This window comes from Paraburkholderia sp. CI2 (assembly GCF_014201055.1).
Classification (GTDB): domain Bacteria; phylum Pseudomonadota; class Gammaproteobacteria; order Burkholderiales; family Burkholderiaceae; genus Paraburkholderia; species Paraburkholderia tuberum.
On the sequence record NZ_JACHDL010000008.1, the window covers coordinates 99,443 to 115,760 of the forward strand.

Annotated in this window: 13 protein-coding genes; 12 read left to right on the forward strand and 1 reads right to left on the reverse strand. The window is 64.5% G+C overall.

Annotated features, from left to right (window positions below):
• The first annotated feature begins 29 nt into the window (after positions 1–29).
• The 12 genes from HDG32_RS13720 (at position 30) to HDG32_RS13775 (ending at position 13,635) form a co-directional block, all read left to right on the forward strand.
• Entirely contained in the window at positions 30–659 is a 630-nt protein-coding gene (locus HDG32_RS13720; protein WP_184067622.1) for a tetratricopeptide repeat protein, read from the forward strand.
• A 79-nt stretch (positions 660–738) separates the two neighbouring features.
• Entirely contained in the window at positions 739–1,884 is a 1,146-nt protein-coding gene (bamB, locus tag HDG32_RS13725) for an outer membrane protein assembly factor BamB (RefSeq protein WP_184067625.1), read from the forward strand.
• 468 nt (positions 1,885–2,352) lie between these two features.
• On the forward strand, positions 2,353–3,690 hold the full coding sequence (der, locus tag HDG32_RS13730) for a ribosome biogenesis GTPase Der (protein WP_184067628.1): 1,338 nt from the start codon (positions 2,353–2,355) through the stop codon (positions 3,688–3,690).
• 175 nt (positions 3,691–3,865) lie between these two features.
• Positions 3,866–4,102 carry an RNA chaperone Hfq gene (hfq, locus tag HDG32_RS13735; protein WP_006051315.1) on the forward strand — a complete coding sequence of 79 codons (237 nt, stop codon included), beginning with the start codon at positions 3,866–3,868 and terminating at the stop codon, positions 4,100–4,102.
• 30 nt (positions 4,103–4,132) lie between these two features.
• Positions 4,133–5,347, forward strand: a complete 1,215-nt coding sequence (hflX, locus tag HDG32_RS13740) for a GTPase HflX (RefSeq protein WP_184022437.1) — start codon at positions 4,133–4,135, stop codon at positions 5,345–5,347.
• Between the two features lie 51 nt (positions 5,348–5,398).
• Positions 5,399–6,802, forward strand: a complete 1,404-nt coding sequence (gene hflK, locus HDG32_RS13745; protein WP_184067632.1) for an FtsH protease activity modulator HflK — start codon at positions 5,399–5,401, stop codon at positions 6,800–6,802.
• Positions 6,803–6,817: 15 nt separating this feature from the next.
• Positions 6,818–7,723, forward strand: a complete 906-nt coding sequence (hflC, locus tag HDG32_RS13750; protein ID WP_184067635.1) for a protease modulator HflC — start codon at positions 6,818–6,820, stop codon at positions 7,721–7,723.
• Between the two features lie 43 nt (positions 7,724–7,766).
• Positions 7,767–7,958, forward strand: a complete 192-nt coding sequence (locus tag HDG32_RS13755; RefSeq protein WP_090800720.1) for a DUF2065 domain-containing protein — start codon at positions 7,767–7,769, stop codon at positions 7,956–7,958.
• A 217-nt stretch (positions 7,959–8,175) separates the two neighbouring features.
• Positions 8,176–9,327: an ATP phosphoribosyltransferase regulatory subunit gene (locus tag HDG32_RS13760; RefSeq protein ID WP_184067638.1), complete on the forward strand. Its 1,152-nt coding sequence runs from the start codon at positions 8,176–8,178 to the stop codon at positions 9,325–9,327.
• 221 nt (positions 9,328–9,548) lie between these two features.
• Positions 9,549–10,895 carry an adenylosuccinate synthase gene (locus HDG32_RS13765; protein WP_184067641.1) on the forward strand — a complete coding sequence of 449 codons (1,347 nt, stop codon included), beginning with the start codon at positions 9,549–9,551 and terminating at the stop codon, positions 10,893–10,895.
• A gap of 18 nt (positions 10,896–10,913) precedes the next feature.
• Complete coding sequence (locus HDG32_RS13770; RefSeq protein WP_184048954.1) at positions 10,914–11,486, forward strand: phosphoribosyltransferase; 573 nt, start codon at positions 10,914–10,916, stop codon at positions 11,484–11,486.
• Between the two features lie 262 nt (positions 11,487–11,748).
• Positions 11,749–13,635, forward strand: a complete 1,887-nt coding sequence (locus tag HDG32_RS13775; RefSeq protein WP_184067643.1) for a potassium transporter Kup — start codon at positions 11,749–11,751, stop codon at positions 13,633–13,635.
• A 149-nt stretch (positions 13,636–13,784) separates the two neighbouring features.
• Here HDG32_RS13775 and HDG32_RS13780 read toward each other — a convergent pair whose 3' ends face one another.
• Complete coding sequence (locus tag HDG32_RS13780; protein WP_184067646.1) at positions 13,785–16,139, reverse strand: Tex family protein; 2,355 nt, start codon at positions 16,137–16,139, stop codon at positions 13,785–13,787.
• Between the last annotated feature and the right edge of the window lie 179 nt (positions 16,140–16,318).

Genomic DNA, 16,318 nt, shown 5'->3' on the forward strand with positions numbered 1-16,318 from the left:
CGTAGCAAGAATGAGGAAATCGCCGGGCAATGAGTTACCACGACGAACAAGAATCGATTGAAAGTCTGAAGGCATGGTGGACGCAGTGGGGCAATGCGACCACGTGGATCGTGCTGGTGGTGTTGCTGGCAGGCGCGAGCTGGAACGGCTGGAATTTCTGGCAGCGTCGTCAGGCCGCGGAAGCCGCGGTGCTGTATGACCAGGTTCAGCAAGCCGAGGCATCGGGCGATAAGGCGCAGATTGCGCGCGTCGCCGCCGACATGGAAGACAAGTTCGGCCGCACTGCCTACGCGCAGATGACCGCGCTGGGCGCCGCCAAGGCGCTGTACGCCGCTGGCGACGAAGCCGGCGCGAAGGCGCAACTGCAATGGGCGATCGATCACGCGAAGGACGACGAGTTCAAGCAGATCGCGAAGCTGCGCATGGCATCGCTGCTGCTCGACGACAAGGCATACGACCAGGGCCTCGCGCTCCTGGCCGAGCCACAATCCGATGCCTTCAAGGGCGTCGTGGCGGACCGCCGCGGCGACCTGCTCGCCGCCCAGGGCAAGCGCGACGACGCGCGCGCGGCCTACAAGCTCGCGCTCGACTCGCTGTCGAACAGCGACAGTTCGGCGCGCCAGCTGATCCAGTTCAAGCTGGATGCGCTTGGCGGCTGAGCGTCCCGCGCAGCGCGCCGCGAGCCACGACCGCAAGGCGGTCTCCTTTAATCCAATTTCCTGAATGCTTCGTCCACCGATGAATCTGCTGAAACGTTACGCCGTGCCCGTTATCTGTGCGATGACCGTTCTCACGCTGGCGGCTTGCTCATCCACGAAAGACGAGCGCCGTGTGCCGACGCCGCTCACCGAGTTCAAACCCGTGCTCGACGTGCAGCAGTCCTGGTCGGCGAGCGTCGGCAAGGCGGGCCGCTACCTGTTCTCGCCGGTTGCGGTCGGCAACGCCGTGTATGCTGCCGGCACGAATGGCACGGTCGCCAAGATCGACGCGCAAACGGGCAAGGACGTGTGGCGCGTCAAGTTGCACGATGATCTGTCGGCGGGCGTCGGCAGCGATGGCACGCTCACCGCGGTCGGTGGCTTGAAGGGCGACGTGTACGTGCTAGGCGCGGACGGCAAGCAGCTGTGGACCGCGAAGGCGCCGGGCGAGATCATTACGCCGCCGCTCGTCGGCAACGGCCTCGTGATCGTGCGCACGATCGACGGCCAGATCGTCGCGTTCAACGCGCAAACCGGCGAGCAGAAGTGGAACTTCCGCAACCGCGCGGTGCCGCTGAACCTGCGCGTGTCGTCGGGCATGACGTTCGCAGGTGACGCGGCCGTGCTGGCCGGCTTCCCGGGCGGCTCGTTCGCCGCGATCAACTTGCAGACGGGCGACGCCTACTGGCAAACGCCGGTGTCATATCCGAAGGGCGTGACCGAGGTCGAGCGTATCAACGACGTGACCGGCCCGCCTACGCTGGTGGGTTCGGAGACCTGCGCGGTGACGTTCCAGGGCCAGATTGGCTGTTTCGACGCCAACTCGGGCCGCGCGCTGTGGGGCAAGCCGTTCTCGAGCACGAGCGGCCTCGCGCAGGATGAGCGCAGCGTGGTCGCCGCCGACGACTGGTCGGTCGTGTCCGCATTCGACGTGAGCAACGGCTCGGTGCTGTGGAAGAACGACACGCTGAAGAACCGCGACCTGAGCGTGCCGACGCTGCTCGGCCGCGCGGCCGTGTTCGGCGACTACAAGGGCTTCGTGCATTTCCTGTCGACCGTCGACGGCACGCTCGTCGCACGAGTGAAGACCGACGGCAGCGCGATTACCGCGGCGCCGGTGCTGGCTGGCGACACGCTGGTCGTACAGACGCGCGACGGCGGCCTGTTCGGCTATCGTCCGCGCTGATCGCTATAAATGATGTCGGGCGCGCAGGCCGGCTTTGCCGGCCGCGCGCTTTTTAATTGAAGTCTGCGCCGGCTTTGGCGTGCGGCTCCTGCGTCGGGTTGCCATGCTGCCCGTCGCGTGATCGGGCAGGCTCAATAGAAAAAATCGCCGGACGGGCTGGTCCGGCAAGTCGGATCGAGGCCGTGGCCGCCGGCATGCAAGGCGGCGCGTGCGCTTCGTCGGCGGCCTTGCAAATTAACGACGCCCTCGAACACGAGCGCGTCAGCCGTCGAGCAGCCCGGTCTGAAGCAGGCCCCCGGCGGCGTCTGTGCAGCCCACGCCCGTCCGCTTGGATGCGCATATCGATCGCGCATCCGGAGCAGGCTGAATTCGTGATAATTTCGTCAGAACGCCACCCCGTGGCGGCCGCCTGGCGTCGCTACGCGCGCGATCGGTTGCGATCCCGCGTTTCACCGTGAACAACATCAGATGAAACCCGTTATTGCCCTCGTTGGGCGCCCCAATGTGGGGAAATCCACGCTGTTCAACCGCCTTACGCGTTCGCGTGACGCGCTGGTTGCCGACCTGCCCGGTCTCACGCGCGATCGCCATTACGGCGAAGGACGCGCCGGCGAGCGGCCGTATCTGGTCGTCGACACCGGCGGCTTCGAGCCGGTCGCGAAAGACGGCATCCTGCACGAGATGGCGCGCCAGACCCGCCAGGCGGTCGAGGAGTCGGACGTCGTCGTGTTCATCGTCGATGGGCGCAACGGTCTCGCGCCGCAGGACAAGTCGATCGCCGACTATCTGCGCAAGGTCGGCCGGCCGATCTTCCTCGTCGTGAACAAGGCCGAGGGCATGAAGTACGCCAACGTCGCGGCCGACTTCTACGAACTCGGTCTCGGCGATCCGCGCGCGATTTCGGCCGCGCACGGCGACGGCGTCACCGACATGATCAACGAGGCGCTCGAAGTCGCGTATGCCGGTCAGCCGGAAGAGAACGAGGAAGACAAGGAAGCGCGCGGCGTGAAGATCGCCATCGTCGGCCGGCCGAACGTTGGTAAGTCGACGCTGATCAATGCGCTGGTCGGCGAAGAGCGCGTGATCGCGTTCGACATGCCCGGCACTACGCGCGACTCGATCTACGTCGATTTCGAGCGCAACGGCAAGCCGTATACGCTGATCGACACGGCCGGCCTGCGCCGCCGCGGCAAGGTGTTCGAGGCGATCGAAAAGTTCTCGGTCGTGAAGACGCTGCAGTCGATCTCCGATGCGAACGTCGTGATCCTGCTGCTCGACGCGCGTCAGGACATCTCGGATCAGGATGCGCACATCGCTGGCTTCGTCGTCGAGCAGGGCCGCGCGCTGGTGGTTGGCGTGAACAAATGGGACGGTCTCGATCCGCATGTGCGCGAGCGCACCAAAGCCGACCTCGAACGCAAACTAAAATTTCTGGACTTCGCCAAATTCCATTTCATTTCCGCTGCGGAAAAAACCGGAATCGGGCCGCTGATGCGTTCGGTCGACGACGCGTACACGGCCGCGATGTCGAAGCTGCCGACGCCGAAGCTGACGCGCGCGCTGATCGAGGCGGTCGAATTCCAGCAGCCGCGCCGTCGCGGTCCAGTGCGTCCGAAGCTGCGTTACGCACACCAGGGCGGACAGAATCCGCCGATTATCGTGATTCACGGCAATGCGCTCGACGCGATCACCGACACGTATAAGCGGTACCTCGAAAATCGCTTCCGGGAAACTTTCAAGCTGACGGGGACTCCATTGCGAATAGAGTTCAGATCGTCGACGAACCCTTACGCGGACAAAGGCTGAAGCAAGCTGAAGCTGGTCTTATACCTGGGCTGAAACCCGCGTGTATGCTGGGTTTGGCCGGGGGTCCCGGGCCCGCGCGTCGAAATGAAAATCAGCTATAGTGTAGCGGTTGGCGGCGGATCTCTTTTTCTTCGCCGTCAATTCAGTCAACCTGCAAAAAAATACGGAGTTTGCTATGAGCAACAAAGGGCAATTGTTACAAGACCCGTTTTTGAACGCACTGCGTAAAGAGCATGTGCCGGTGTCGATCTACCTGGTCAACGGCATCAAGCTTCAAGGGAACATCGAATCGTTCGACCAGTACGTCGTGTTGCTCCGGAATACGGTCACCCAGATGGTCTACAAGCACGCCATTTCGACGGTCGTGCCTGCCCGTCCGGTGAATTTCCACCCGGATTCCGAACAGTCCTAACCCTCGCCGCGGCCGGCACACTGTCGCCCGTTGGCGATCACTCCCGGCCGCGTCATTTTGATACCCTCCAATTTGATCAATGCAGCGCTCGTTGGCATCGACTTCGGCAAGATCGATTTCGAAGCCAGTCTCGAAGAACTCAGCCTGCTCGCGCAAAGCGCGGGCGCGAACCCCCTGGTCACCCTCACCGGACGCCGTTCCAGTCCCGACGCGAAGATGTTCGTCGGCAGCGGCAAGGCCGAAGAATTGCGCCTTGCGTGCGAAGCAAACGACATCGAACTCGTGATCTTCAACCATGCTCTGGCGCCTGCGCAGCAGCGCAATCTGGAGCGGGCGCTTAATCGGCGCGTGGTCGATCGCACCAGTCTGATCCTCGACATTTTCGCGCAGCGCGCGCGCAGCCACGAAGGCAAGCTGCAGGTCGAACTCGCGCAGCTGCAATATCTGTCGACCCGGCTGATTCGCGCGTGGACCCACCTCGAACGTCAGAAGGGCGGTATCGGATTGCGCGGTCCAGGCGAGACGCAGCTCGAAACCGACCGCCGGCTGATCGGCGAGCGCATCAAGGCGCTCAAGATCCGCCTCGACAAGCTGCGCCGCCAGCATGGCACGCAACGCCGGGCGCGGAATCGCAACCAGACGATGTCGGTGTCGCTCGTCGGCTACACGAACGCCGGCAAATCGACGCTCTTCAACGCGCTGACCAAGGCGCAGGCGTATGCCGCCGACCAGTTGTTCGCCACGCTCGATACCACCTCGCGGCGCGTGTATCTGGGCGACGAAGCGGGGCAGGTGGTGGTGTCCGATACCGTCGGTTTCATCCGCGAGCTGCCGCACCAACTCGTCGCCGCGTTCCGCGCGACGCTCGAGGAAACCATTCACGCGGACCTGCTGCTGCATGTCGTCGATGCATCGAGCGCGGTGCGGCTCGACCAGATCGATCAGGTCAACGAGGTGTTGCACGCGATCGGCGCGGACACGATCCGTCAGGTGCTCGTGTTCAACAAGATCGACGCGGTGCCAGAGCTGGCAGCCCGTGGCGACGCGGTCGAGCGGGACGAGTATGGTAATATTTCGCGCGTCTTTTTGAGCGCGCGCACCGGGCAGGGGCTGGATGCATTGCGCGCTGCCATCGCCGAAATCGCTACAGCCGAACCGCTTGCCGACATGCCGTTCGATGCGTCGCAAGATGACCGCGCGGCGCAACTGCGCGACGACCACAAGGTTCCAGAACTCGGGCACTGACCCGTTCCAAAATTGCACTGACCCGCTGTCTACTCTGGTGAACGAACACAGGTGAACGATTACAACGAGCGGAGTATCTGGCTGCGTATGCGCGCCTTGCTTTCACTGAACGATCCGCGTTGGGGCCGGGGCGACGGCAACGGCGACCGGCAACGGCCGAACGATCCGAAGCGACCGGCACGCGACGGTGAAGGTCCGCCCGATCTCGACGAAATGTGGCGTGATTTCAATCGCCGTCTGTCCCGGATTTTCGGGCGCAGGGGCGGCGGTGTCGGCGGTGGCCGTCCTGACAACGGCCGTGGCGCGCGCATCGGCGTCGGCATCGTGATCGGCGTGCTGATCGCGATCTATCTCGGCAGCGGCGTGTTCGTCGTGCAGGATGGCCAGGCGGCCGTCGTGCTGCAGTTCGGCAAGTATCGCTATACCGCGGCGCCGGGCGTGCACTGGCGTCTGCCGTTTCCGTTCGAGTCCCACGAGTTCGTCAATGTCGGGCAGATCCGCCAGGTCGAGATCGGCCGTAGCAATGTGGTGCGTCTCGCGAACGTGAAGGACGCGTCAATGCTCACACACGACGGCGACATCGTCGACGTGCGCTTCGCCGTGCAGTACCAGGTGCGCAATCCCAACGACTTTCTGTTTCGCAGCGTCGATCCCGATCAGAGCGTGATGCACGCCGCGCAGGCGGCGGTGCGCGGCATCGTCGGCGCGCAGAGCACTAGCGATATCCTCGATCAGGATCACGAAACTTTGCGCCAGCAGCTGATCGCGGCGATCCAGCAATCGCTCGATCAGTACCAGTCCGGTCTGGCAGTCACGGGCGTGACGATCCAGAGCGTGCAAGTGCCCGAGCAGGTGCAACCGGCGTTCGCCGACGCTGCGAAGGTGCACGACGAAAACGAACGCGCGAAACGCGATGCGCAGGCTTATGCGGCCGATCTCCTGCCGCGCGCGCAGGCCGACGTCGATCGTCAGGTCCAGGAAGCCAAAACCTATAGCCAGACCACGGTCGCGCAGGCGCAGGCCGAGGCCGAGCGCTTCAACCAGGTCTACGCCCAATACGCGAAGGCGCCGGCCGTCGTGCGCTTCCGCCTGTACATGGAAACCATGCAGCAGATTTACGCGAACGCGACCAAGGTGTTCGTCGACGCGAAGAACGGCAACAACGTGCTGTATCTGCCGCTCGACAGGCTCGTCGAGCAGAACCGCGAACGCCAGGCCGCGGCGGCGGGCGCCGCCGCTTCGGGTCCTGCTGTCGCGGGCGCGCCGCAAGCGGCGAGTGCGGCCGCGCCGTCGGCCGCTTCGGCCGCTGAGACCGGTGCCGCGGCAGGCTCCGCCGCCGATGGCGCATCCGCACCCGCCGCTTCCGCGCCTGCGCCAGCGAGCCGGCCGAGCGCCGCGTCGCTGCGCTCGCGCGAAGCGTTCCGCAATCGCATACGCGAAGACGACGTTCAATAAGGAGCGCACAAGAATATGAACCGAATCATTGCGCTCGTCGTCGCGGTCGTCATCGTGCTGTTCGCGGCATCGTCGATGGTGTTCGTCGTCGATCAACGGCATATGGCCGTGTTATCCGCGCGCGGCGACGCGACGCCCACGCTGCTCGGCCCGGGGCTGCACGTGAAGCTGCCGCCGCCGCTGCAAACGGTCGTGTTCGTCGACAATCGCATCCAGTCGCTCGACGCACCCGACGAAGATCATTACGTCACGTCCGACAAAACTGATCTGCTGGTCAACCCGGTGATCAAGTTCCGCGTGACCGATCCGCTGAAGCTGATCGCCGAAACGAAGGGTGATCCGCAGAGTCTGCCCGACCGGCTCGCGCTGCTGTCGCGCGGCGCGCTCGGCGACGCGTTCGGCAAGTTCACGCTGTCCGACGCGCTCGCCAAACAACCGGCGGTCGCCGAAGAGGCCCGCGGTGCGATGGACAAGGGCGCGGCATCGCTCGGCGTATCGGTCGTGGATGTGCAACTCACGCGCGTCGATTTCCCGGCCGCGGTGGCCGACGCGGTATTCAAGCGCATGATCGCCGCGCGCCAGCAGGTCGCGGCGGACGAGCGAGCGAAGGGCGCCGCCGAAGCGAACCAGATCCGCGCGGACGCGCTCGCCAAGCAGCAGGCGGTGCTCGCCGACGGCCTCGCGCAGGCGCAGGGCATTCGCGGCGAAGGCGATGCAAAGGCCGCGGAGATCGCTGCCGAAGCGTTCGGCAAGGATCCGCAGTTCTACCAGTTTTATCAAAGCATGCAGGCGTACCGGAAGACCTTCAAGCCGGGCGACCTGATCGTGGTCGACTCCAGTAGCGAGTTCTTCCGCTTCATGCGTAGCCCGACCGGCGGCGTCGCCCCGGACGCTTCCGCGCCTGCTGCGCGCAAACGCTGATTACCGAAGGCCGCGGCATCCGCATCGCGGCCGCTTCACTCGCATGGACATAGCTGGTTCGTTATTGCTCGCGATCGCGCTGATGCTGATTATCGAGGGGATGTTTCCGTTCGTTTTTCCAACCGCCTGGCGCGACACGTTCCGTAAAATAGCGGAACGACCGCCGCATCAGATTCGTGTCGGAGGGCTCATCGTGATGTTGCTCGGGCTGGTTCTACTGTTCATCGCGACCTGAAGCCGGCTTGCTGGTCTGACGAACGCCGCGTGTTGCGGCGTGTTTTGCCGGCCCGAGCAAAACGCGTACTGACCGGCCACGCCGCCGCGCGTCGCGCGCGTGCCGCAAAGCGCCGCCCGGGCGTCTGTGTCAGCCGCCAGAATCAAGCCGCTCTACGTCATTCACACTCATCATCGGCGCTGCAAGACGCCGTGTTCAACGCCGTAGGACTGTATCGATGTCGACCTGGTTGCTTCCTGAGAATATCGCCGACGTGCTGCCGTCGGAGGCCCGCAAGATCGAAGAATTGCGGCGTCATTTGCTGGACCGTTTCCGCTCGTACGGCTACGAGATGGTGATGCCGCCGCTGCTCGAATACCTCGAGTCGCTGCTGACGGGCGGTGGGCACGATCTGAATCTGCGCACCTTCAAGCTCGTCGATCAGCTGTCGGGCCGCACGCTCGGTCTGCGCGCCGACATCACGCCGCAGGTCGCGCGCATCGACGCGCATCTGCTGAACCGCCAGGGCGTCACGCGTCTTTGCTATGCGGGCAACGTCGCGCATACGCGCCCGCGCGGCCTGCATGCGACGCGTGAGCAGATCCAGATCGGTGCGGAAATCTACGGCCACGCGGGGCTCGAAGCGGACCTCGAAATCCAGCAGCTGATGCTCGACTCGCTGCGTCTCGCCGGCCTCGCGAAGGTGCGTCTGGACCTGTGTCACGCGGGCGTGCTGGCGGCGCTGATCGAAGCCGAGCCGGCCGCCGAGGAACTCGGCCAGGCGCTCTACGACGCGCTGGCCGGCAAGGACGTGCCGCGCCTGGTCGAGATGACCGCGCAATTCTCGCCGGTGATTCGCGATGCGCTGCGCGCGCTGCCGACGCTGTACGGCGACGCGTCGGTGCTCGAAGAGGCCCGGGCGCGTCTGCCGAATTCACCGGCGATCGCCCGCGCGCTCGACGACCTCGCGTTTCTCGCGAGCCAGGTCGACGGCGCCGAAGTGATGATCGACCTCGCCGATCTGCGCGGCTACGCGTACCACAGCGGCGTGATGTTCTCCGCTTACGTGGACGGCGTGCCGAACGCGGTCGCGCGCGGCGGCCGTTACGACCACGTCGGTCAGGCCTATGGCCGCGCTCGCGCGGCAACCGGCTTTTCGCTGGATCTGCGCGAAGTCGCGCGGATCTCGCCGGTCGAAGCGCGCAGCAGCGCGATCCTCGCGCCGTGGCGGCACGACGAAGCGTTGCGCGTGGCGGTCGCGGCATTGCGCGATGGCGGTGAAGTGGTCATCCAGGCGCTGCCCGGCCACAAGCACGATCTCGATGAATTCGCGTTCGACCGCGTGCTGGTCGAGCGCAATGGCGCATGGGTGGTTGAACCGCGCGCTTGAGCCGCGCGTTCCGATCTACGCTGCCGGGGACCCGTCCCCCGACGTTCGCCCGAGGGCGGCGCAACCACCGCCCGAATCGCGCGCGGTCGAGCGACTCTTCGCGGCCGCGCATCCCTCCCAATACTCAACATAACGTGCATACCGTTGAGCGGAAACGGAAAAATTCCGGAAGCTTCCGCGAACCTAGGTAAAATACGTTTTTAACCAGCTTACGAAACAACATGTCTGCCAGCGCAGTGAATGTGAACCCCGGGCGCAACGTCGTCGTCGTGGGTACCCAATGGGGTGATGAGGGCAAGGGCAAGATCGTCGACTGGCTGACGGACCACGCTCAGGGCGTCGTTCGCTTCCAGGGCGGTCACAATGCCGGTCACACGCTTATCATCGGCGGCAAGAAAACCATCTTGCGTCTGATTCCGTCGGGCATCATGCATCCCGGCGTCGCGTGCTACATCGGCAATGGCGTCGTGTTGTCGCCGGAAGCGCTGTTCAAGGAAATCGGCGAACTCGAAGCCGCCGGCATCGACGTCCAGAAGCGCCTGTTCATTTCCGAAGCCACCACGCTGATCCTGCCGTACCACATCGCGATCGACCAGGGCCGCGAAGCGCGCCGCGGCGCGAGCAAGATCGGCACGACCGGCCGCGGCATCGGCCCGGCCTACGAAGACAAGGTCGCGCGCCGCGGCCTGCGCGTGCAGGACCTGTTCGACGCGCCAGCCTTCGCCGAGCGTCTGCGCGAAAACCTCGACTATCACAACTTCGTGCTCACGCAGTACCTCGGCGCTGCCGCGGTCGACTTCCAGCAAACGCTCGACACGATGCTGAGCTACGCCGACCGACTGAAGCCGATGGTCACCGACGTGTCGCGCCGTCTCTACGACGTCAACGCGAACGGCGGCAATCTGCTGTTCGAAGGCGCGCAGGGCACGCTGCTCGACATCGACCATGGCACCTATCCGTTCGTCACCTCGAGCAACTGCGTCGCGGGTGCCGCGACGGCGGGCGCGGGCGTCGGTCCGCAGAAGCTCAACTACATCGTCGGCATCACGAAGGCGTACTGCACGCGTGTCGGTTCGGGCCCGTTCCCGAGCGAACTGTACGATGCGGACAATGCCTCGCGCCAGGACCCGATCGGCCTCGAACTCGCCACCGTCGGCAAGGAATTCGGCTCGGTCACCGGCCGTCCGCGCCGCACCGGCTGGCTCGACGTCTCCGCGCTGCGTCGCTCGATCCAGATCAACGGCGTGACGGGGCTGTGCATGACCAAGCTCGACGTGCTCGACGGTCTCGACGAAGTGAAGCTGTGCGTCGCCTACACGATCGACGGCCACAACGTCGATCTGCTGCCGCGCGGCGCGACGGAAGTCGCGCGCTGCGTACCGGTCTACGAAACCTTTGCGGGATGGAAGGAAAGCACGGTCGGCATCAAGGAGTGGGACAAGCTGCCCGCCAACGCGCGTGCGTACCTGACGCGCGTGCAGGAAGTCGCGGGCATTCCGATCGACATGGTCTCCACCGGTCCGGACCGCGACGAAACGATTCTGCTGCGTCATCCGTTCAAGGTCTAAGCGATGCAAGGTGTACCCATGATCGCGATGAAAGATCCGCGCAACGACGACAAGAACCTGTGGGTCGGCTGGGACGAATATCACCGGCTGATCGAGATGCTTGCACTTGCCGTGCACGAATCGGGCTGGAAGTTCGACAAGATCCTGTGCCTCGCGCGCGGCGGTCTGCGCGTCGGCGACCAGCTGTCGCGCATCTACGATCTGCCGTTGGCGATTCTGGCAACGAGCTCTTATCGCGAGGCAGCGGGCACGCAGCAGGGCGAACTCGACATCGCGCAATACATCACGATGACGCGCGGCGAACTGCACGGTAACGTGCTGCTCGTCGACGACCTCGTCGATTCGGGCGTCACGCTCGCGCGCGTGCAGCAGCATCTGAAGGAACGCTATCCGGCCATCACCGCGGTGCGCTCGGCCGTGCTGTGGTACAAGGGCTGCTCGAAGGTAAAGCCCGATTACCACGTGCAGTATCTGCCGACCAACCCGTGGATTCATCAGCCGTTCGAGGAGTGGGACACGGTGCGTCCGCATAACCTCGGCGCGTGGATCAAGCGCGGCATCGCCCAGGCCGATGAGGCGTCGGACAATTGACGCGAAGCCGCGCGCCTCACGCTTTGTCGCATCGGATCTCGCGCGTCATCGGGGTGTCACAAAACGGAGCCCAGTCGGGCTCCGTTTTTTTATGCGTCACGCGCGGCGCCAGAACGTCCGCACCGCGACAGGCGCGTCCATATCGCAGTGCTACACTGCGCGGACATCCACGTGGCGTATCCACAACAAGCCGGGCGGTACCGGATGGGCAGTTTAAAATAGCGGTCGTTTTTTCCGCCCGGGAACGGATTTCCTCGCGTCCATGACAGATAACAATCACGTACACAAACAGCCACTGCCTTCCCTTGCGATTGCCGCGATCGGAGTGGTGTTCGGCGACATCGGTACGAGCCCGTTGTACGCGCTGAAGGAAGCCTTCAGTCCGTCGCACGGCATCCCGTTGACCGATCAGTCGATCCTTGGGGTTATTTCGCTGCTGTTCTGGGCAATCGTGATCGTGGTCGGCGTCAAGTACGTGCTGTTCGTGATGCGCGCCGACAACAACGGCGAGGGCGGCGTCCTCGCGCTGATGGCGCTGGCGATGCGCTCGGTCGATCAGAAATCGAAAATGGCCGGCCTTCTGATGATGCTCGGCATCTTCGGCGCCTGCATGTTTTACGGCGACGCGGTGATCACGCCGGCAATCTCGGTGATCTCGGCGGTCGAAGGTCTCCAGATCGCCGCGCCGCATCTGGCGCATCTGGTGATTCCGCTGACCGTCGTGATCCTGATCGTGCTGTTCTGGATCCAGCGGCACGGCACGGCCACGGTCGGCCGTCTGTTCGGGCCGATCATGACGCTTTGGTTCCTCGTGCTCGCCGTGCTCGGCCTGTGGCACATCATGCAGTCGCCGAATGTGATCCAGGCGCTCAATCCCTACTACGCGTACACGTTCATGGCCGCGCACGTGCTGCAGGCCTACGTGGTGCTCGGCTCGGTCGTGCTGGTGCTGACCGGCGCGGAGGCGCTGTACGCGGACATGGGCCACTTCGGCGCGCAGCCGATCCGCATGGCGTGGTACGTGCTCGTAATGCCTTCGCTCGTGCTGAACTACTTCGGCCAGGGCGCGCTGCTGATGCACGACCCAAAGGCGATCGAAAATCCGTTCTTCCTGCTCGCGCCGGACTGGGCGTTGTTGCCGCTCGTCGTGCTGTCGACGGTCGCGACGGTGATCGCGTCGCAGGCGGTGATTTCGGGCGCGTACTCGCTGACGAGCCAGGCGATCCAGCTCGGCTACGTGCCGCGCATGAAGGTCCTGCACACGTCCGAACTCGCGATCGGGCAGATCTATGTGCCGGTCGTGAACTGGATGCTGCTGTTCATCATCCTGTGCATCGTGATCGCGTTCAAGAGCTCGGACAATCTGGCGGCCGCGTACGGTATCGCGGTGACGGCAACGATGGTGATCACGACGATCCTTGCCTGCGTCGTGATGGTGAAGGTGTGGAACTGGAACAAACTGCTGGTTGGGCTCATCATCGGCGTGTTCATGGTGGTCGACCTGGGCTTTTTCGGCGCGAACCTGCTGAAGGTCGAAGAGGGCGGCTGGTTGCCGCTGTGCATCGGCGGCCTGCTGTTCTTCCTGCTGATGACGTGGTTCAAGGGCAGGATGATCGTGAAGGAACGCACGGCCGCCGACGGTATTCCGCTGATGCCGTTCCTGCAAGGCCTGCTCGCGCATCCGCCGCATCGCGTGTCGGGCACCGCGATCTATCTGACCGGCAGCGATTCGCTGGTGCCGGTGAGCCTGCTGCACAATCTGAAACACAACAAGGTGCTGCACGAGCGCACGATCTTTCTGACCTTCGTCACGCGCGACATTCCGTACGTGAAGGACGCCGATCGCGTGACCGTGAAGGACATGAACGGTGGCCTGTGGCTGGTGAAGGCAGCCTACGGCTTTAACGAAACGCCCGACGTGAAGGCGGTGCTGCTCGACGTCGGCCGCACGCACGACATGAGCTTCGAAATAATGGACACGTCATTCTTCCTCGCGCGCGAAACGGTGGTGCCGACGCAATTGCCGGGCATGTCGGTATGGCGCGAGCGTGTGTTCGCGTGGATGCATCAGAACGCCGCGAAGCCGACCGACTTCTTCAGCATCCCGGCTAACCGGGTCGTGGAACTGGGAACGAAGATCGAGATTTGACGGCTCGCGCGTGACGTGCGGGAGCGCAAACAAAAAGCCCACGCAATGCGTGGGCTTTTTGTTCATGCGCGCGTGCAAGCGGTTGAGCGCGCGACGCAGTCATGTCACGGACCGGAGCGCGTGCGCCGACGTGCTCCGGTCCGTGACGCTCACTTCTGCTTGAGCTTCGCAAACGCAGCCGCCATCGCGCCGCCCGGCTCCGGTTCGCGCGAGCGTTGCGGCGCACCGCGTCCCGCTCCGCCGCGATTGAAGCTGCCGCCCGAGCCACCGCGATCCTGCTGCGCACCGCCGCCGCTGCGCGCGGCCGCTGCACCGGGTTCGTCGTCGAGACGCATCGTCAGTGCGATACGCTGGCGCTTCACGTCGACTTCGAGCACCTTGACCTTGACGATCTGACCGGCTTTCACGACCTCATGCGGGTCCTTCACGAACTTCGTCGACATCGCCGACACGTGCACGAGGCCATCCTGATGCACACCGATGTCGATGAACGCGCCGAACGCCGCGACGTTCGTCACGACGCCCTCGAGCACCATGCCCGGGATCAGATCGCTGACCTTCTCGACACCTTCGCGGAACGTCGCGGTCTTGAACTCGGGACGCGGATCGCGGCCCGGCTTCTCGAGTTCGACCAGGATGTCGCGCACGGTTGGAAGACCGAAACGCTCGTCGACGAATTCGGTGGGTGACAGTCCGCGCAACGCATCGCGATTGCCGAGCACTTCGCCGACCTGCTTACTGATCTTCGCGAGGATGCGCTGGACGACCGGATACGCTTCCGGGTGCACCGACGAACGGTCGAGCGGATTCTCGCCGTTATTGATGCGCAGGAAGCCGGCAGCCTGCTCGAAGGTCTTGTCGCCGAGACGCGGCACCTTGCGTAGATGCTCGCGCGACGGGAACGGCCCGTTCGCATCGCGATAGTCGACGATGTTGCGCGCGAGCGTTGCGTTTAAACCCGACACCCGCGCGAGCAGCGCGACCGACGCGGTGTTCGCATCGACGCCGACCGCATTCACGCAGTCTTCGACGACCGCGTCGAGCGAGCGCGCGAGTTCGCGCTGGTTCACGTCGTGCTGATACTGGCCGACGCCGATCGCCTTCGGCTCGATCTTCACGAGCTCGGCGAGCGGGTCCTGCAGACGTCGCGCGATCGACACCGCGCCGCGCAGCGACACGTCCATGGCGGGGAATTCCTTCGCGGCAAGCTCGGACGCCGAGTACACCGACGCGCCGGCTTCGGACACGACGATCTTCTGCAGCTTCAGCTCCGGGTGACGCGCGATCAGCTCGCTCGCGAGCTTGTCCGTCTCACGCGACGCGGTGCCGTTGCCGATGCTGATCAGCTCGGCCTGCGTTTGCGCAGCGATTCGCGCGAGCTTCGCGAGCGAGCCGTCCCAGTCGCGGCGCGGCTCGTGCGGGTAGATCGTGTCGGTCGCGAGCACCTTGCCGGTGCGGTCGACCACCGCCACCTTCACGCCGGTGCGCAAGCCTGGATCCAGTCCGATCACGGCCTTCGGACCAGCCGGCGCCGCGAGCAGCAGGTCCTTCAGATTGCGCGCGAACACGCGGATCGCTTCGTGTTCGGCTTCGTCGCGCAGATTGGTCAGCAGCTCGTTTTCGAGGTGCGGCTGCACCTTCACGCGCCAGCACCAGCGGCACACGTCGGAGAGCCACTTGTCGGCGGGGCGGTTCTGATTGGCGATGCCGAAGTGCCGCGCGATCAGCGCTTCGCCCGGGTGCGGCACCTGCGCGTCGAGCTCTTCGCCGAGGCCGAGCTTGATCATCAGCACGCCGGCATTGCGGCCGCGGAACAGTGCGAGCGCGCGATGCGACGGCACCGTGCGGATCGTTTCGGCGTAGTCGTAGTAGTCGCGGAATTTCTCCTCTTCCGCCATTTCCTTGCCTTCCACGACCTTCGACGACACCACGCCCTGGTTGAACAGATAGTCGCGCAGCTTGCCGAGCAGTTCGGCGGTCTCGCCGAATTGTTCGGAGAGGATGTCGCGCGCGCCGTCGAGCGCGGCCTTCACATCGGCGACGCCTTTGTCCGCGTCCACGTACGCCGCGGCTTCGGCTTGCGGATCGAGCAGCGGATTGCCGAGCAGCGCGTCGGCGAGCGGCTGCAAGCCGGCTTCGCGCGCGATCTGCGCGCGCGTGCGGCGCTTCGGTTTGTATGGCAGATAGAGGTCTTCGAGCACCTGTTTGCTGTCGGCGCCTTCGATCGCGCCGCGCAGCTCGTCGGTGAGCTTGCCCTGTTCGTCGATGCTCGCGATGATCGCCGCGCGCCGGTCTTCCAGCTCGCGCAAATAGAGCAGGCGCTCCTCGAGATTGCGCAGTTGCGTGTCGTCGAGATTGCCGGTCACTTCCTTGCGATAACGGGCGATGAACGGAACGGTCGCGCCTTCGTCGAGAAGTTCCACTGCGGCCGCGACCTGGCGCGGCTGGACGGACAGTTCGGTGGCGATGCGCTGGACGATCTTGAGTGCTACGGTTTCCGTCATAAGGTCTTGGTGTTCCTGCGGACTCAGTGATGGGCCGCGCGCGGGCGGCAAATCGGGACAGGCCGGGCGTGCGCCGCGACCAGGTTGCTAGAGCGGGGCATTTTGCCATAAATGCCAAAGGGCTCAACCGTGGGGTGTTAGAATTTCGGGCATGTTCCGTTGACCCTCTACGACGTTGC

Bases quoted from the DNA above. Each gene is read 5' to 3' on its own strand.
- HDG32_RS13720 (WP_184067622.1), top strand. From the start codon at position 30: ATGAGTTACCACGACGAACAAGAATCGATTGAAAGTCTGAAGGCATGG.
- bamB (WP_184067625.1), top strand. From the start codon at position 739: ATGAATCTGCTGAAACGTTACGCCGTGCCCGTTATCTGTGCGATGACC.
- der (WP_184067628.1), top strand. From the start codon at position 2,353: ATGAAACCCGTTATTGCCCTCGTTGGGCGCCCCAATGTGGGGAAATCC.
- hfq (WP_006051315.1), top strand. From the start codon at position 3,866: ATGAGCAACAAAGGGCAATTGTTACAAGACCCGTTTTTGAACGCACTG.
- hflC (WP_184067635.1), top strand. From the start codon at position 6,818: ATGAACCGAATCATTGCGCTCGTCGTCGCGGTCGTCATCGTGCTGTTC.
- HDG32_RS13755 (WP_090800720.1), top strand. From the start codon at position 7,767: ATGGACATAGCTGGTTCGTTATTGCTCGCGATCGCGCTGATGCTGATT.
- HDG32_RS13760 (WP_184067638.1), top strand. From the start codon at position 8,176: ATGTCGACCTGGTTGCTTCCTGAGAATATCGCCGACGTGCTGCCGTCG.
- HDG32_RS13765 (WP_184067641.1), top strand. From the start codon at position 9,549: ATGTCTGCCAGCGCAGTGAATGTGAACCCCGGGCGCAACGTCGTCGTC.
- HDG32_RS13770 (WP_184048954.1), top strand. From the start codon at position 10,914: ATGATCGCGATGAAAGATCCGCGCAACGACGACAAGAACCTGTGGGTC.
- HDG32_RS13775 (WP_184067643.1), top strand. From the start codon at position 11,749: ATGACAGATAACAATCACGTACACAAACAGCCACTGCCTTCCCTTGCG.
- HDG32_RS13780 (WP_184067646.1), bottom strand. From the start codon at position 16,139: ATGACGGAAACCGTAGCACTCAAGATCGTCCAGCGCATCGCCACCGAA.